Source organism: Pengzhenrongella sicca (assembly GCF_017569225.1).
Classification (GTDB): domain Bacteria; phylum Actinomycetota; class Actinomycetes; order Actinomycetales; family Cellulomonadaceae; genus Pengzhenrongella; species Pengzhenrongella sicca.
Genome location: NZ_CP071868.1, coordinates 2894271 through 2910654 on the forward strand (window position 1 = coordinate 2894271; position 16384 = coordinate 2910654).

15 protein-coding genes and 1 riboswitch are annotated in these 16384 nt (G+C 73.6%); of the genes, 4 read left to right on the forward strand and 11 right to left on the reverse strand.

Features of this window, described 5'->3' with window-relative positions; all coding sequences use genetic code 11:
* Positions 1-16: 16 nt before the first annotated feature.
* Complete coding sequence (locus J4E96_RS13265; protein ID WP_227422569.1) at positions 17-901, reverse strand: DUF3710 domain-containing protein; 885 nt, start codon at positions 899-901, stop codon at positions 17-19.
* Positions 902-1031: 130 nt separating this feature from the next.
* The gene (gene dut, locus J4E96_RS13270; RefSeq protein WP_227422570.1) at positions 1032-1502 is read right to left on the reverse strand and encodes a dUTP diphosphatase; all 471 of its coding nucleotides are present in this window, start codon (positions 1500-1502) and stop codon (positions 1032-1034) included.
* A 56-nt stretch (positions 1503-1558) separates the two neighbouring features.
* On the opposite strand from dut, the gene J4E96_RS13275 reads away from it, so the two are divergent.
* On the forward strand, positions 1559-2047 hold the full coding sequence (locus tag J4E96_RS13275; protein ID WP_227422571.1) for a DUF3093 domain-containing protein: 489 nt from the start codon (positions 1559-1561) through the stop codon (positions 2045-2047).
* A gap of 47 nt (positions 2048-2094) precedes the next feature.
* Here J4E96_RS13275 and J4E96_RS13280 read toward each other — a convergent pair whose 3' ends face one another.
* From J4E96_RS13280 to J4E96_RS13290, 3 genes are all read right to left on the reverse strand, one after another.
* Entirely contained in the window at positions 2095-2394 is a 300-nt protein-coding gene (locus J4E96_RS13280; RefSeq protein WP_227422572.1) for a DUF4193 domain-containing protein, read from the reverse strand.
* 197 nt (positions 2395-2591) lie between these two features.
* A complete protein-coding gene (locus J4E96_RS13285; protein ID WP_227425761.1) occupies positions 2592-3386 on the reverse strand; it encodes an inositol monophosphatase family protein in 795 nt (264 codons plus the stop codon).
* A gap of 92 nt (positions 3387-3478) precedes the next feature.
* A complete protein-coding gene (locus J4E96_RS13290) occupies positions 3479-4159 on the reverse strand; it encodes a trimeric intracellular cation channel family protein (RefSeq protein WP_227422573.1) in 681 nt (226 codons plus the stop codon).
* A 92-nt stretch (positions 4160-4251) separates the two neighbouring features.
* On the opposite strand from J4E96_RS13290, the gene sepH reads away from it, so the two are divergent.
* Positions 4252-5355 carry a septation protein SepH gene (gene sepH, locus J4E96_RS13295; protein ID WP_227422574.1) on the forward strand — a complete coding sequence of 368 codons (1104 nt, stop codon included), beginning with the start codon at positions 4252-4254 and terminating at the stop codon, positions 5353-5355.
* Between the two features lie 31 nt (positions 5356-5386).
* Here the strand turns inward: sepH and J4E96_RS13300 are convergent, their stop codons facing one another.
* Genes J4E96_RS13300 through J4E96_RS13315 form a run of 4 tightly spaced genes read right to left on the reverse strand, consistent with a single transcriptional unit; the run spans position 5387 to position 10623 of the window.
* Complete coding sequence (locus J4E96_RS13300; RefSeq protein ID WP_227422575.1) at positions 5387-6034, reverse strand: thymidine kinase; 648 nt, start codon at positions 6032-6034, stop codon at positions 5387-5389.
* A 13-nt stretch (positions 6035-6047) separates the two neighbouring features.
* Positions 6048-7220: an alkaline phosphatase family protein gene (locus J4E96_RS13305; RefSeq protein WP_227422576.1), complete on the reverse strand. Its 1173-nt coding sequence runs from the start codon at positions 7218-7220 to the stop codon at positions 6048-6050.
* 38 nt (positions 7221-7258) lie between these two features.
* Positions 7259-7834: a DUF5998 family protein gene (locus J4E96_RS13310; RefSeq protein WP_227422577.1), complete on the reverse strand. Its 576-nt coding sequence runs from the start codon at positions 7832-7834 to the stop codon at positions 7259-7261.
* Between the two features lie 53 nt (positions 7835-7887).
* Positions 7888-10623 (reverse strand): bifunctional acetate--CoA ligase family protein/GNAT family N-acetyltransferase, encoded by a 2736-nt coding sequence (locus J4E96_RS13315; protein WP_227422578.1) that lies wholly within the window; start codon positions 10621-10623, stop codon positions 7888-7890.
* A gap of 144 nt (positions 10624-10767) precedes the next feature.
* On the opposite strand from J4E96_RS13315, the gene J4E96_RS13320 reads away from it, so the two are divergent.
* The gene (locus J4E96_RS13320; RefSeq protein WP_227422579.1) at positions 10768-13242 is read left to right on the forward strand and encodes a DNA gyrase/topoisomerase IV subunit A; all 2475 of its coding nucleotides are present in this window, start codon (positions 10768-10770) and stop codon (positions 13240-13242) included.
* Positions 13243-13316: 74 nt separating this feature from the next.
* Here the strand turns inward: J4E96_RS13320 and J4E96_RS13325 are convergent, their stop codons facing one another.
* Positions 13317-15446, reverse strand: coding sequence for a DNA gyrase/topoisomerase IV subunit B (locus J4E96_RS13325; protein WP_227422580.1), 2130 nt, complete (start codon positions 15444-15446; stop codon positions 13317-13319).
* A 165-nt stretch (positions 15447-15611) separates the two neighbouring features.
* Between J4E96_RS13325 and J4E96_RS13330 the strand changes: the two genes are divergently transcribed.
* The gene (locus tag J4E96_RS13330) at positions 15612-15821 is read left to right on the forward strand and encodes a DUF7455 domain-containing protein (RefSeq protein ID WP_227422581.1); all 210 of its coding nucleotides are present in this window, start codon (positions 15612-15614) and stop codon (positions 15819-15821) included.
* Positions 15822-15995: 174 nt separating this feature from the next.
* On the opposite strand, the gene J4E96_RS13335 is transcribed toward J4E96_RS13330, so the two are convergent.
* The gene (locus tag J4E96_RS13335; protein WP_227422582.1) at positions 15996-16187 is read right to left on the reverse strand and encodes a hypothetical protein; all 192 of its coding nucleotides are present in this window, start codon (positions 16185-16187) and stop codon (positions 15996-15998) included.
* A gap of 16 nt (positions 16188-16203) precedes the next feature.
* Positions 16204-16279: riboswitch (cyclic di-GMP riboswitch) on the reverse strand.
* Between the last annotated feature and the right edge of the window lie 105 nt (positions 16280-16384).

Here is a 16384-nt window from a genome sequence, read left to right on the forward strand (position 1 = left end):
GCCTGGGTCAAGGGGGTCAATGGATCTCGGTGATCTCGGGTCCGCGCGTGAGCGGGTCGAGTCCCGCTGCCGGCGGCACCGGCACGGTCGCCGCGGCGCCAGCCTGGCCCGGGAGTGCGAGCGCGAGCAGGTCGCGGGGCGCCCGCGCCGCCGCGCCGCGCACCACGACGATATCCGCGAAGATCTCCTCGAGCGCGCGCGCCGACTCGGGGTCCACGGCCGCCTTGCCCGTGAGCACCCCGCGCAGGAACCAGCGCGGGCCGTCGTGCCCGATGAAGCGCGCCGGGCGGTGGCCCGTGCGCCCCTCGGCGGTGCGTACGGGCAGGCGGGCGAGCAACTCGCGGCCGAACGGCCCGGGCAGGTCATCGGCGGACCCACCCTGCTTCGTCACGGACGCGGCGATCTCCGTGCGGATCTCGGTCCAGATCCCCTCGGTGCGCGGAGCCGCGAACGCCTGCACCTGCAGCGCCGAGCCGTTGAGGTTGATGGCGACGGCGGTGACCTGGCTCGTGGCCTTGTCGATCTCCATCCGCAGCTCCATTCCGGTCACGCCGGGGAGCCAGATCGCGCCGAGGTCCACCCGCGGCCCGATCCCGCTGACGTCGGCCTCGTCCCACGGCCCGCCCGTGCCGGGCCGGACCGGCGGGGTCGGCTCGGCCGTGAGCGGCGCGTCGGCGCCGTCGACCTCGGCCGGGCCATCGAGCTCGTCGGCACCGCTGGGCTCGTCGGCACCGCTGGGCTCGTCGGCACCGCTGGGCTCGTCGGCACCGCTGGACTCGTCGGCACCGCTGGCGGCATCCAGGGCATTGGCATCGCTCGCAGCGCCGACGTCACTCAGGTCGGGGACGCCAGCGGTGCGATCCGCGTCGCGACTACGCGCGCCGCGTCGGAACAGACCCACGTGTGTACTCCTTCTCGCGCCGCATCGGGCCGGGGCGCCCTGACCGGGCGCGCCGACGCGCGGCATATCTGCCCACTCTATGGCGGCAACCGCACCGGACCTATTCCACCGGCACCTCCTCCGGCGGCGCCTACTCCGCGGGGGCGGACTCCGTCCCGGTGGAGCCGAAGCCGCCCGTGCCGCGGTGTGAGCCGGGCAGCCGCTCCGCGCGCACGAACCGGGCGCGCTCGACGCGCTGGATCACGAGCTGCGCGATGCGGTCGCCGCGTCGCAGCGAGACCTCGGCGGCGGTGTCGGTGTTGAGCAGGGTGATCTGGATCTCGCCCCGGTACCCGGCGTCGACGGTGCCCGGGGCGTTCACGATCGTCAGCCCGTGCTTGCGCGCCAGGCCCGAGCGCGGGTGCACGAAGGCCGCGTACCCGGCGGGAAGCGCGATCGCGACCCCGGTCGGGACCGTCACGCGCCCCTGGGCTGGGATCACGACGTCGACGCGGGCGACGAGGTCGGCGCCGGCGTCCCCGGGATGCGCATACACGGGCACCGGCAGGTCGTCGTCGAGCATCAGCAGGAGGACCTCGAGGTCCGGTTCGGTGGTAGCCACGGCCGAGGACTCTAGCGCCGGCAGCGCCCGGAGCTGTGACCTGGGATGCTTCGGGGATGGTTGCCACGTCTGTCCCCCCAGTGCCACCCGCCTACTCGGAGCGGCTGCTGCCGGGCCCGCTCGGCTGGCTGATCGTCGTGCTGTTCGCCGCCGGGATGGGGGTCGTGCTGTACCCGGTGAGCCCACCGGTCGCGGCCGGCGTCGGCCTCGTCATGGTCGCCATCGGCGGCGCGGTCGCGATCCTGACGACGCTGCGCGTCGAGGTCCGCGGCGGCGAGCTGCGCGCGGGCGCGGCCCACATCCCGCTCGGTCTGCTGGGTGAGGTGCGCGCGCTCGACGCGGGCGAGACCCGCCTCGAGCTCGGTCCGGCGCTCGACGCCCGGGCGTACCTGTGCCTGCGGGCGTGGGCCCACACGGCGGTACGCGCCGAGGTCCTGGACCCCGCAGACGCGACGCCGTACTGGATCGTCTCGACCCGGCACCCGCAGGAGCTGGCCCGCGCCGTGGCCCAGGCACGCGAACGGCCGGCCGACCGGGACCGGTAGCGGCCCCGGCCGACCGGCCGAATGTCGTCAGTTCATCGAGAGGTGGCTCAGGCCGCGCACTCGGTGCAGATGGGCTTGCCGTTCTTCTCGTACGCGAGCTGGCTGCGGTGGTGCACCAGGAAGCAGCTCGAGCAGGTGAACTCGTCCGCCTGGCGGGGAAGCACCCGGACGGAGAGCTCCTCGCCGGACAGGTCGGCACCGGGCAGCTCGAACCCTTCGGCTGCCTCGGTCTCGTCCTCGTCCACGACGCCCGAGCTCTTGTCCGATCGCCGCGCCTTGAGCTCCTCGAGAGAATCCTCGCTGAGGTCCTCCTCAGTCTTGCGGGGGGCGTCGTAGTCGGTTGCCATCTGTGTGGTCACACTCCGTCTAATGTCAGGGGTACATCTACTATCAGGTCTACGTCTGTCGCGGCTACGTGTGTCGGGGCTACGTCTACGCGTGCTCAATGCGCCAGGGGCCCGAGATGTTCCCCCAGGCGCAGGGATTGTGCACTATTTTTCGCCAGGCTGCACGCGAACGCGGCGACCTGCACAAACGCGTGGGCTCAGGCCCCGCTGGCGGCCCCGTGCTGCTCGAGAAACGCGACCAGAGCAGCGACGCTCGCGGGCGGCCCGGCGACCAGCATCTGCTCGCTCGCGGGCGCCCCGTGCAGTCCGGTGACGACCGCGCCCGCCTCCTGCGCGATGAGCGCGCCGGCCGCGAGATCCCACGGCTTGAGGCCGCGCTCGTAGTACAGGTCGAGCCCGCCGGTCGCGATCGAGCACAGGTCGAGCGAGGCCGCGCCGATCCGGCGGATGTCGCGCACGAGCGGCAGCACCTCGGCGACCAGGCGGCCCTGCTCGGTGCGCCGCGCGAGCGTGTAGCCGAAGCCCGTGCCGACCAGCGACTCGGCGAGGGGCCGGGCCGCGTTGGCCCGCAGCGGCCGGCCGTCGAGGTAGGAGCCCAGGCCGCGCCCGGCCGTCCACGTGCGCCCGTCGGTGACCGAGTGCACCGCGCCGGCGACGGCGGTCCAGGTCGCCGGGTCCGGCCCGCCCGCGACGACGGCGACCGACACGGCGTACGCCGGGATGCCGTACAGGTAGTTCACGGTGCCGTCGATCGGGTCGAGAACCCACGTGAGCCCGGACGACCCCGGGTGGAAGTCGCCCTCCTCCCCCAGGATCGCGTCGTCGGGCCGGTGCTCGGCCAGCAGCGAGCGCAGCAGCGCCTCGGCCGCGAGATCCATCTCGGTCACCGGGTCGACGGCGCTCGACTTGGTCGCGGCGACGTCCACGTGGTCGGGCCGCCCCTCGTGCACCAGGTCGCCGGCGGCGCGCGCGAGGCGCGCCGCGAGCTCCATCAGCGCGGTCGTCGCCGCGAGATCGGGCAGCGCCGGGCCCCCGCGAGCGTCGTCGGGGGCGTGGAAGGGCAGGGCACGTGCGGCGGGGGTGCTCACAGCACCATCCTGCCCGAGCGCCGCGCGCCCCGGTGCGCCCAGGAGACGCCGGTCCACGGCCCCGGGGCCTGCAGCCGGAACCGCAGGGCCGCGACCCGCAGGCCGAACACGACGACCACGGCCGCGCCGGCGGTGAACAGGGTCAACGAGCCGAGCACCCACAGGACCGCGGTGAGCACGGCGCCGACGACGGCGGGCACCGCGTAGAGCTGGCGCTGGTGCAGCACGACGGGCACCTCGCCCGTGAGCAGGTCGCGCAGCACGCCTCCACCGATGCCGGTGATGATCCCCGCGGATACGGCGGCGACGGCGCCGGCACCAAGCTCGAGCGCCTTGAGCGTGCCGGAGACGCAGAACAGGGCGAGCGCGCCCGCGTCGAGCACCAGGATCATCCGCCGGGCCCGCTCGAGCCGCGGGTTGAACAGGTACATCACGACGCCGGCGAGGCACGCCACGGCGATGAAGCGCCAGTCCGCGATGCCCACGGGCGGCGTCACGCCGATCAGCACGTCGCGCATGATCCCGCCGCCGAGCCCCGTCGCCCAGGCCAGGACGAGGATGCCGAAGATGTCGAACTGCTTGCGCACCGCGGCCAGGCCGCCGGAAAGCGCCCCGACGAACACCCCGCTGAGCTCGATGACGGGCATGAGGGCAAGGTCGGGTAGCACGTGGTTCATTCTCTCACGGTGGGGCGCCGCCGCACCGCGTGGCCTCCCGACGATCGGGCGCGCGAGGTGGCACCCTCTTCCTTGAGTACTGGGGAGGTCGCATGGGTGAGTTGGAGCTGGTGGGTCTGCACGAGGACGGGGAACACCTCGTCCTGATGGGCCCGGACGGTCAACGGTTCCGGCTGCGGATCGACGAGCCGCTGCGCGCCGCGGTCCGCCGCGATCGGCCGCAGCTCGAGCAGCTGCGGGCCGAGCGCACGGGCAAGCCGTCGCCGCGCGAGATTCAGTCGCGCATCCGGTCGGGCCGCTCGGCGCAGGACGTCGCCGACTCGGCGGGGATCGCAGTCGAGCACGTGCGTCGCTACGAGGGACCGGTGCTGGCCGAGCGCGAGTTCATCGCGGCCCAGGCCCGGGCCACCCGGGTCGGGCGAGACACCGGCGCGCCCGTGCTCGGCGACCTCGTCATGGATCGGCTTGCCGCCCGCGGCGTCGACGTCGATTCGATCGAGTGGGACTCCTCCCGCGAGGTGACCGGCCCCTGGACCGTCGTCGTCCGGTTCCGCGCCGGCGACGACGCGCGCGCCGCCCTGTGGTCCTTCGACGTCCAGTCACGGTCCGTGCAAGCCCTCGAGGACGAGGCCCGGTGGCTCTCGGAGACCGAGCTGGCCGACGAGCCGATCCCGCGTCGCCACCTCGCCGCGGTGCGCGAGACCGTGTTCGACATCCAGGCCGACGGCGCGGTCCGCCCCGTCCTCGCCTCGGTCGACTCGCCGGTCGAGCCGCCCGCGCCCGAGCCTGACCCGCGCGACGCCACCGCCGCCCTGCTGGACGACCTGCGCACCAAGCGCGGCATCCGCCAGGAGCTCGAGCTGCCGGACGACGACGGCGACGTGTTCGAGGGCTTCGGCCCCGCGCACACGTTCGACTTCGGTCCCGGGGCCGAGCCGCCCGCGGCGCACCCGCCGCACTCCGCCCCCGAGTCGGCGACGGACGCCCGCGTGCTGCCCCGGCCGGACTCCGCGGGCACCGCGCGCCAACGTGCCCGCCGGTTCGAGCGCGAGACGCCCGTGGCGCTCGAGCCCGACGACCCCGAGCCCGCCGAGCTCGACATCCCCGCGCCGCTCGCCGAGCGGCCCCGCGGCCGCAAGGGCCGCGCGAGCGTGCCGAGCTGGGACGAGATCGTCTTCGGCGCGAAGCCGGAGTAGGCGCGGGCCGACCCCGACGCCGACGCGCGACCTAGAGGTCGAGCGTGAGGGTGTCCGGCGTCGGCGACGCCGCGCGCGCCGCGAACGAGGTCATCCGACGCATGTGGTGGCGCCGGCACAGCACCTCGTAGGTGACGGTGCCCGCGCCGGCGGCGGTGTTGCCCACGACGACCTGGGCGCCCTCGACGACCATGATCCCGTCGACGGTGCGCGCGTTGTGCGTCGCGCGCGCGCCGCACCAGCACAGGGCCTGGACCTGCAGCACCTCGACCCGGTCGGCGAGCTCGACGAGCCGCTGCGAGCCCGGGAAGAGGCTGGTGCGGAAGTCGGTTGTGATCCCGAACGCGAAGACGTCGACCCCCATCTCGTCGACGAGCCGCGCGAGCTGCTCGACCTGGTGCGGGGAGTAGAACTGGGCCTCGTCGCAGATGAGGTAGTCCACCCGCTCGCCCCGCAGGCGCCGGGTGACCACCTCGACCCAGAAGTCCGTGCCGTCGTGGACCTCCTCCGCGGCGGTCTGGAGCCCGAGCCGGGACGAGAGCACCTGCGAACCCGCCCGATCGTTGCGCGTGAAGATCACCCCGCCGCGCCCCCGGGCGCGGTGGTTGTGGTCCATCTGCAGGGCCAGCGTCGACTTGCCGCTGTCCATCGTGCCGGAGAAGAAGGCGAGCTCGGCCATGGCCGCCGGCGCCCTAGCGCCGATGCACTGTCAGCAGCGGCACGTGCATCTCGTGCGGCGTGAACGAGCCGTGCACGCCCACCAGGTCCATCGAGGCGGAGGTCTGGGTGCGCGAGTCCACGACGGTCGCGCGCCCGGTCATCGCGACGACGACGTCGCCGAGCACCGGGCGGACGTGCTCCGAGACGGGGCCGAACCAGCCGGCGTCGATCGCCTCGTCCCGCGTGGCGACGACCGCGGCGGCGCCCAGGACGTCGCGCCAGCGCGCCGCGACGGCGTCGGCCGCATCCCGCGTGCCGAGGCTCGTGTGCACGTGCAGGGCCCGCGGCTCCCCCGCCACGAGCTCGACCCCGTCGGACAGCGCCGGGGTCTTCGCGACGTCCCAGCGCGTCGAGCGGTCGACGTCGACCATGCCGTGGTCGGCCGTGACGGCGAGCAGGGTGCCCGGGGGCAGCGCCCGCTCGAGTCGGGCGAGCTCGCGGTCGAGGGCGCCGAGCTCCTCCCCCCACTGCCACGAGCCCCAGCCGTGGTGGTGCCCCGCCTTGTCGACGTCGCCCCAGTACAGGTAGACCAGCGCGGGTCCCATGAGCTCGTAGATGCTGGCGTCGACGCGGTCGGCGAGGCTCTGCGCGCCGCGGTAGCCGCCGCCGCGCAGCGCGGCCTCGGTCAGGCCCGATCCGCGGAACTTGGCGGGGCCGACCGACGTCACGGGGATGCCCGCGGCGGTCACCTGCTCGAAGATCGTCGGTTCGCGCTGCCAGTCGTGGGGGTCGTCGAGGCCGTCCCAGGACACGAGGTTGCCGAGCCGGCCCGTCGCGGGGTTGCGGGCCGTGTACCCGACCATCGCGGTGCGGCCGGGGCCCGTCCCGGTGCCGAACAGGCCCATCGAGGCGGCCGTGGTGGACGGGAAGCCCGAGGTCAGGACCTGCCCCTGGGCCAGGAGGGACCGCAGGAACGGCGCGTGGCCGGCGCGCTCGGTGAGGTTCAGGTGGCCGAGCCCGTCGACGAGCACGACGCAGGCGCGCTGCGCGGTCGGCAGCCCGAGCGCCGCCCGCGCGGCGGCGCCGCTGCGACCCGCGGCGGTGACCGGCACGCCGAGCGCGTCCGCGACCGCCGGCAGCACCGCGCCCAAGCCCGCGCCGTCGTACCGCGGCGCCACGAAACCCGCGCGATCAAATCCGCGCACGGAGCGAGCACCGCGGGGCACGGCGGCGACCGCGTCGCTCATCGGGTCCGGGCGCTCGCGGCCGAGAGGCGGCGCGCGAAGTCGGTCGCGGCGCGGACGGCCCCGGGGCCCTCCGCCTGCGCGCTGACGCGCACGACGATGTCATCGGGAGTCATGGTCCCGGTCAGGCCGTGGTCGGCCTCGCACGCCGGGTCGGGGCAGGTCGCCGGCTCGAGATCGATCCGGGACACGGCACCCCAGCCGACGGCGAGGGTCAGCTCGGCGGGCACGGCGCCCGCCTCGTGGGTCGAGGGCGACGTGATCACGTGCGTCAGCGCGACCGACCGCAGTTCCGTCAGCGGCACCGACTCGGTGGTAGCCGACGCACTCGTGGCGGGGTGCTCGCTGTCCGCGGGGTTGTCGTCGACGTGCGCGACGACCAGGCGCGTGGGCGTCAGCACGAGGACAGTCACGTGGCGCCGCACCTCGTTGGCGTCGAACGTCGTCTCCGGGTGCACGAGGTGCGCGGTGACGACCTCGTCGGCGATGGCCACGTCAAGCACGTCCGCAACGAGCTCCGGGTAGTAGCCGGCGCGGTGCAGTTCCTGGCGTAGGTCGGTGATGGCTCCTGTCACCTGTGCATTCTCCCACTTCCGGCGCGCGGCTCGAGACCGACCGCGCCAGCGGGTCACGCCGGCAGCGACCGGCGCGCCTCGTCGGACCGGTTCGCCTCCTCGAGCAGCACCCGCGCCCAGAGCACCGCGGCGCCGTGCTCGGCGACCACGATCGGGTGCAGTTCGAGGCTGCGCAGCTCGGGCAGGTCGACCGCCAGCACCGACACGCGCGCGATCACGTCCTCGAGCGCGCCGACGTCCGCCGGCGGCAGCCCGCGGTAGCCGAAGAGGCGCGGCGCCGCGCGGATCGAGCGCACGAGGTCGGCGAGGTCGACCTCCGTGAGCGGCGGGATCCCGTGGGAGACGTCGTCGAGCAGGTCGACCGCGTCGCCCGCGAGCCCGAACGACACGACCGGGCCGAAGAGCGGGTCCTCGACCGACCGCACGACGCACGCCACGCCGGCGGGCGCCATCCGCTGGATCTCGAGCGGGACGCCGTCGTCCCCGACCTGCCGCGCGCGGTCGTGCAGCGACGCGACGGCGGCCGCGAGGTCGTCCTCGTCCGCGATGTCCAGCCGGACCCCGCCGATGTCGGCGCGGTGCCGCAGCCGGGGCGACGAGCTCTTGACCGCGACCGGCCAGCCGAGCTCGGCGGCGGCCGCCGACGCCTCGGCGAGCGTCCGGACGACGCGCCCGGACCACACGGTGATGCCGTAGCACGCGAGCAGCTCCGCGGCCGCGGCGGGGTCGAGCTCGACGGGCCCAGCACCCAGCTGACCGCGCAGGTGCCGCTCGGCCAGGCCGCGGGCGCGCGCCCGGTCGATGCCCTCGGGACGCACGGGCTGCCCCCGGTCGATCGAGCGCCAGGTGGCGTAGCGCACCACGGCCCCCAGCGCCGACACGGCCGCCTCGGGCGTCGAGTAGGCGGGCACGGTCCAGTCCCGCCCGTCGGCGGCCGCCGTGAGCTCGGGCGTGATGCCGTGCAGGGTGAGGATGCACGAGACCGTCGCGACCCCCGAGCCGGCGGCCGCCTGGGCGACCGCCCGGGCGAACCGCGGCGACCGCGCCCCGACCGTCGACACGTGCACCGCGACGACGACGTCGCACGTGCCGTCGCGGTAGAGCTCCTCGATCGCGCCCTCGAACGCCGCGGCGTCGAAGTCCTCGGAGACCATCACGACGCGGCCCTCGTGCTCCAGCCCGGCGGACCCGGCCGCCTCGGCCACGAGCGCGGCGAGCGACGACGAGCTCGCCACGACGCCGACCCGCGCCCCGCGCGGCAGCGGCTGGTGCACCGCGAGCTGGGCGATGTCGAGCATCCGGTGGGTGTTCTGGGCCTGGATCACGCCCGACTGGCGGAACAGCTCTTCGAGCGTGCGGCGCGGCGAGCGCGTGACCCGCACCGCGTGGCCCGGCGGGACGACCTGACCGGACGTGCCGGCCGTCACCACGATGACGGGCTTGACCGTGGCGAGGCGGCGCGCGATCCGGGAGAACTTCCGCGGGTTGCCGATGGACTCGAGCACGAGCCCGGCGACCTGGGTGCTCGGGTCCTCGCGCCAGAACTGCATGAGGTCGTTGCCGGAGACGTCCGCCCGGTGCCCGGCGGACAGGAACGACGAGAGCCCGAGCTGCCGGTTCGCGACCGAGGCGAGGATCGGGACGGCCATCGGCGACGACTGGCAGAACAGGCCCAGGTTCCCGGCCGGCGGCAGTGCCGCGGCGAGCGAGACGTTCACGGGCGGCTCGGCCGCCGCGTCGAAGAACCCGTACGACGCCGGGCCGATGAGCCGCATGCCGCCGGCGTGCGCCGTGCGCACGAGCTCGCGCTGCAGCGCGAGCCCGGCCTCGCCGGTCTCCGCGAAGCCCGTCGAGAGGACGACGACGCCGCGCACCCCGAGGCGGACGAGCCGCCGCACGGCCGCCGTCACGTCGGCCGCCGGCAGCGCGATGAGGGCGAGGTCGACCGGCGCGGGGACGTCCTGCAGCTCGCGCCAGTGCCGGACCACCCCGGCGTCGGTCCCGGCGAGCCCGACCACGTGCACGGCGTCGAGCCCGACGACGTTCTCGAGCGCGCGCCGGGCCAGCAGGTCGAGCGCCGAGCCGGCCGGCGCCGTCGGCGAGCCGATGACGAGGACGGATCGCGCGCCCAGCAGGCCCTGGACGCTGCGCGCCTCGGCCCGGTGCTCGCGGTCGGCGGTGACTGCGAGCGAGCGGTCGGTCGGGTCGATGTCGAACGAGACGGTGACGACGCCGTCGTCGATCGTCTGGGAGATGTCGAAGCCCGCCTCCCGGAACACCGCGATCATCCGGCCGTTCTGGGGCAGCACCTCGGCCGTGAAGCGCCGGACGCCGCGCTCGCGGGCGGCGGCGGCGAGGTGCTCGAACAGGGCGGACCCGAGGCCGCGGCCGTGGTGGGCGTCCGCGATGTTGAACGCGACCTCGGCCTCGTCCGGCGTGATCCGGTCGTACCGCGCGACGCCGATGATCTGCGTGGTCGCGTCGTCGCCCGCCACCGCGGCGTCGGTCGCGACCTCCTGAACTGCGATCAGCGCGACGCGATCGCGGTGGTCGACGTGCGTGAACCGCTCGAGGTCCCGCGCGGACAGCTCCTGCAGCGCCGCGAAGAACCGCAGGTACGTCGAGCGCTCCGACTGGCCCACGTGGAAGGCCTGGAGCGCGCTCGCGTCGGTCGGGGTGATCGGCCGCAGGTGCGCCGTGCCGCCGTCGCGGAGCACCACGTCGGCCTCCCACTCGGCCGGGTAGGGCACGTCGACTCCGTCCGTGCTCGCGTCGCCGGGGGCAGCCATGCCTCCAGGCTAGAGGTCCGCGCCGCGAGCCTGTGCCGAACCCGTCCGCGCAGGCGCAACAATGTCAGCGCGCGGGCGCACGATGGCCTCAGCCGCCGACAGGCGCGCGCACGACCCACCCACCTCTCGAGGAGCCGCATCACCATGGCGCGCCGCACCGCCACCCCGCCCGGACCGCCCGAGGACTTCACCGAGCACATCATCGACGTCGACGTCTCCCACGAGATGCAGGGCTCGTTCCTCGAGTACGCCTACTCCGTCATCTACGCGCGGGCGCTGCCCGACGCGCGGGACGGGCTCAAGCCGGTGCAGCGCCGCATCATCTTCCAGATGGCCGAGATGGGGCTGCGCCCCGACCGCGCGCACGTGAAGTCGGCCCGCGTGGTCGGCGACGTGATGGGCAAGCTGCACCCGCACGGCGACGCCTCGATCTACGACGCGCTCGTGCGCCTCGCGCAGCCGTTCTCGCTGCGCCTGCCGATGGTCGACGGGCACGGAAACTTCGGCTCGCTCGACGACGGCCCCGCGGCCCCGCGCTACACCGAGGCCCGCCAGTCGCCGGCCGCCCAGGTGATGACCACGGGGCTCGACGAGGACGTCGTCGACTTCGTGCCGAACTACGACAACAAGCTCACCCAGCCCGAGGTGCTGCCCGCCGCGATCCCGAACCTGCTGGTCAACGGCGCGGCGGGGATCGCCGTCGGCATGGCCACGAACATGGCGCCGCACAACCTCGTCGAGGTCATCGCGGCGGCACGCCACCTCGTGGCGCACCCGCAGGCCACGCTCGACGACCTCATGCGTTTCGTGCCGGGACCCGACCTGCCGACCGGCGGCAAGATCGTCGGCCTCGACGGCGTGCGGGAGGCCTACCTCACCGGCCGCGGCCAGTTCCGCACGCGGGCGACGACCCGCATCGAGAACGTCACCGCCAAGCGCAAGGGCATCGTCGTCACCGAGCTGCCCTACCTCGTGGGGCCCGAGCGCGTGATCGAGAAGATCAGCGAGGGCGTCAAGAACAAGAAGCTCGTCGGCATCACCAACGTCGTCGACCTCACCGACCGCGAGCACGGCCTGCGCCTGGTCATCGAGATCAAGACCGGCTTCAACCCCGACGCCGTGCTCGAGCAGCTGTACCGCTTCACGCCGCTCGAGGACTCCTTCAACATCAACAACGTCGCGCTCGTCGACGGCCAGCCCCGCACGCTCGGGCTGCGCGAGCTGCTGGTCGTGTGGGTCGAGCACCGCATCGTCGTGGTGCGCCGGCGCAGCGCGTTCCGGCTGGCCAAGCGCACGGAGCGCCAGCACCTGGTCGAGGGCCTGCTCATCGCCATCGCCGACATCGACGAGATCATCCAGGTCATCCGCACCTCGGACGACGCCGACGCGGCCCGGACCCGGCTGCGCGAGGTGTTCGACCTGTCCGAGCCGCAGGCCGAGTACATCCTGGAGCTCCGGCTGCGGCGCCTCACCCGGTTCTCGCGGGTCGAGCTCGAGAAGGAGCAGGCCCAGCTCGCCCTGGAGATCGCGGAGCTGACGGCGATCCTCGCGGACGACGCGCGCCTGCGCGCGATGGTCTCGGCGGAGATGGCCGACGTCGCGCGCGCGCACGGCACCCCGCGCCGCACCATCCTGCTCGACTCCGCCGGCACCGGGGCCACCTCGATCGGCGCGACGAACGCGACCCCGCTCCAGATCGAGGACGGGCCCTGCTGGGCGCTGCTGTCCGGCACCGGGCTGCTCGCTCGCACGGGCGACGACCGCGCGCCGACGCGGGCGGGCGACCGCCACCGGCACGACGCCCTGCGCTCGAGCGTGCTCGCGACCACGCGCGGCGACGTCGGCGCGGTCACCTCCCACGGCCGGCTCGTGCGCGTGCCCGTGCTGCACCTGCCCGCGCTGCCGCCCACCGACGGCGCGCCGAGCCTCTCCGGCGGCGTGCCGGTCAGCGAGGTCGTAGCGCTCGAGCCGGGTGAACGGGTGCTCGCGCTGGCGTCGCTCGACGCCGACGCGCCGACGCTCGCCCTCGGCACGGCGGCGGGCGTGGTCAAGCGCGTCGCCGCGGGGGACGCCCCGGCGAACAAGGACGCCTGGGAGATCATCGCGCTCAAGCCGGGCGACGAGGTCGTCGGCGCCGTGGCCGTCTCCGACGACGACGAGCTCGTGTTCATCAGCTCCGAGGCCGCGCTGCTGCGGTTCGGCGCGGCCACCGTCCGGCCGCAGGGGCGGCTCGCCGGCGGCATGGCGGGCATCAAGCTCGCGGCCGGCCAGCGCGCGCTGTTCTTCGGCGCGACCTCCACCACCGCCCTCGACGACGAGGACGAGCCGGGCTACGCCGTCGTGACCATCGCGGGCTCGCAGGCGGCGCTGCCCGGGACCCAGCCCGGGTCGATCAAGACGACGCCGTTCGCGGCCTACCCCGCCAAGGGCCGTGCGACCGGCGGCGTGCGCGCCCACCGGTTCCTGCGCGGGGAGGACACGCTGCTGCTCGGCTGGGTCGGCCTCGCGCCGCCGCGCGCGACAGGCGCTGCCGGCCAGCCGCTCCCGCTCCCGCCGGTGGACCCGCGCCGCGACGGCTCCGGCGTCACGCTGCCCGCCCCCGTGCACGCGATCGGCTGACACCGCTCGACGATCCCCACGATTGGGCCGAATGTGCTCGTCTGACGAGCAGATTCGGCCCATTCGTGCGGGATCTAGGCGTCGATGCGGCTGCGATCCATGTCCGCCGCGCCCGCGACGATGAAGTCCTTGCGCGGCGCGACGTCGGAGCCCATGAGCAGCTCGAACACGGATTCGGCCGCGTGCGCGTCCGTCATGGTGACTCGGCGCAGCGTGCGGTGGCGCGGGTCCATGGTCGTCTCGGCGAGCTGGTCGGCGTCCATCTCCCCCAGCCCCTTGTAGCGCTGGATGTCTTCCTTGTAGCGCTTGCCCGCACGCACGAGCTTCTTCAGCGTCGCCGCGAGCTCGGCCTCGGTGTAGGTGTACACGTACTCGTTCTTGCGTGAGCCCGCGCCGATCACCTCGATGCGGTGCAGCGGCGGGACCGCGGCGTACACGCGCCCGGCGAGGACCATCGGGCGCATGTACCGGAAGAAGAGCGTCAGCAGCAGGGTGCGGATGTGCGCGCCGTCGACGTCGGCGTCGGTCATCAACACGATCTTGCCGTAGCGCGCCGCCTCGAGCTCGAACGAGCGGCCCGAGCCCGCGCCGAGCACCTGGATGATCGCCGCGCACTCGGCGTTTTTGAGCATGTCCGTGATGGACGCCTTCTGGACGTTGAGGATCTTCCCGCGGATCGGCAGCAGCGCCTGGAAGTCCGAGCTGCGCGCGAGCTTGGCGGTACCGAGCGCGCTGTCCCCCTCGACGATGAACAGCTCGCTGCGGCCGACGTCGTCGCTGCGGCAGTCGGCGAGCTTCGCGGGCAGGGACGACGTCTCGAGCGCGTTCTTGCGCCGCGAGATCTCCTTCTGCTTGCGCGCGCTGAGCCGCGCTCGCATCTCGGCGACGAGCTTGTCCAGCAGCAGCGTCGCCTGCGTCTTCTGGTCCCGCTTGGTCGAGTTGAGCATCGCGGCGAGCTCGGTGTCGACGACCTTCGCGACGATGGCGCGTACCGGCGCCGTGCCGAGGACCTCCTTGGTCTGGCCCTCGAACTGCGGCTCCGACAGGCGCACGGTGACGACCGCCGTCAGGCCTGCCAGCACGTCGTCCTTCTCGATGCGCTCCGCGTCGCCGCGGGCGGTGATCTTCAGCCGGCGCGCGTTCGTCTCGACGGCCTTGCGCAGCGTGCGCAGCAGGCCGGCCTCGAACCCGGCGAGGTGCGAGCCGCCCTTGGGGGTCGCGATGACGTTCACGAACGTCCGGACCTCGGTCTCGTACCCGGTGCCCCACCGCATCGCGATGTCGACCTCGCACTCGCGCGTGACGGCCTTCGGGGTGAGGTGGCCCTGGGCGTCGAGGACCGGCACGGTCTCCTGGAAGGAGCCGGTGCCCTCGAGGTGCCACGTCCCGGTCACGGGCGCGTCGGGGGCCAGGAAGTCGACGAAGTCGACCGTGCCGCCCGAGTGCTGGAACGTCTCGGTGTGCACGCCGGCCTCGCCCGGGGTCCCCGCGAGCAGGCGCTCGTCGCGCACCGAGATCGCCAGGCCCGGCACGAGGAACGTCGTCTGCCGCACGCGCGTGACGAGCTCGTCGTAGGAGAAGACCGCGTTCGCCGGGAAGACCTGGCGATCGGCCCAGTAGCGCACGCGGGTGCCGCTGCGCGCCTTGGGCGTCCGGCCGACCACCGTGAGCTCGGAGCCGGAGATGAACTCCGCGAACGGCGAGTCCGGCGACGGACCGGCCGGCGGGTCCGTGAACACGCCGGGGACGCCGCGGTGGAACGTCATCCGGTGCACCTTGCCGCCGCGCTCGACGTCGGCGTCCAGGCGGGAGGACAACGCGTTGACGACGCTCGCGCCGACCCCGTGCAGCCCGCCGGACGCGCCGTAGGACCCGCCGCCGAACTTGCCGCCCGCGTGCAGCTTCGTGAAGACGACCTCGACGCCGGTCAGGCCGGTCTTCGGCTCGATGTCGACCGGGATGCCGCGGCCGTTGTCGACCACCTCGACGGAGGAGTCGGCGTGCAGCACGACGTCGATGCGGTCGCAGTAGCCGGCGAGGGCCTCGTCGACGGCGTTGTCGATGATCTCCCACATGCAGTGCATCAGGCCGCGCGAGTCGGTCGACCCGATGTACATGCCGGGCCGCTTGCGCACCGCCTCGAGGCCCTCGAGCACAGACAGGTGCCGTGCGGTGTAGTTGGACTGCGTGGAAACGGTCGACACGAGGGTTGAGCGTAATCGCTGCCCCCGACATCGCCCCGCATCCCGCGCCCACGACGCCCACTATGAGGTGAAAATCATGGTTCCGGCTTCGCGGGTAGCGAACTCACCCGCTCGGGTGGTACCGGATCGACCCTCGGATGGTTACATGTATTTGTGAACGCGACTATGACTGAACCGCTGACCGTGGCCGATCGTTGCGACCGCTGCAACGCCCAGGCCTACGTGCGTGTCTTCATGCCGAGCGGCGAGCTGCTGTTCTGCGCGCACCACGCGCGCGAGCACGCGCCGAAATACTCGGCTCTTGCCACCCACGTCCAAGACGAGAGCGCCCGCCTCCTTCAGGAGCACGGCGCAGGGGTCGGCAGCGCGAGCTGACGATCGAGCGCCGCGAACCTGAGGCGGCCGGCTGAGCGAGCCACTTCGGCTCGACACCCAAATACCGAACCGACACTGCCCCCACCGGAAACCCGGTGGGGGCAGTGTCGTCGTCGTTGGCGGCGCGGGGTCGTGGGTGCTCTCGAGCGGTCGTGCGTGCTATCGAGCGGCGGTTCAGCGCTCCTGGGTGGGGACGAAACTGAGGAATCCCGCGAACCCGACCTCGCGGGACTGCCGCTGCACGAGCGCGTCGAGCCCGGAGCCGCTCAGGGGGCGGATCGGGGAGGTGGCGGGGGCATCATGACGCAGTCCCTCGCCCTGCGACACGTTGGCGCGTTCAGGGAAAGCGCTGGTGTACTCAGACATGTCTGACCTCTTGCCTTTCGGTATCCCGGCTCACCCCGTAGGGTCCCGTGGCTTTGCGTCCCCGCCTTACGGCGGGTTTGCCCTTCTCGCTGACTCACCCACGGTAACCCAGCCCGTTGCCGATAGGTAGCAACAACCACCAATTGACCCCATTTGGCCTATCGGGGCCACCCACAACGGACATTTCAACCCGGAAT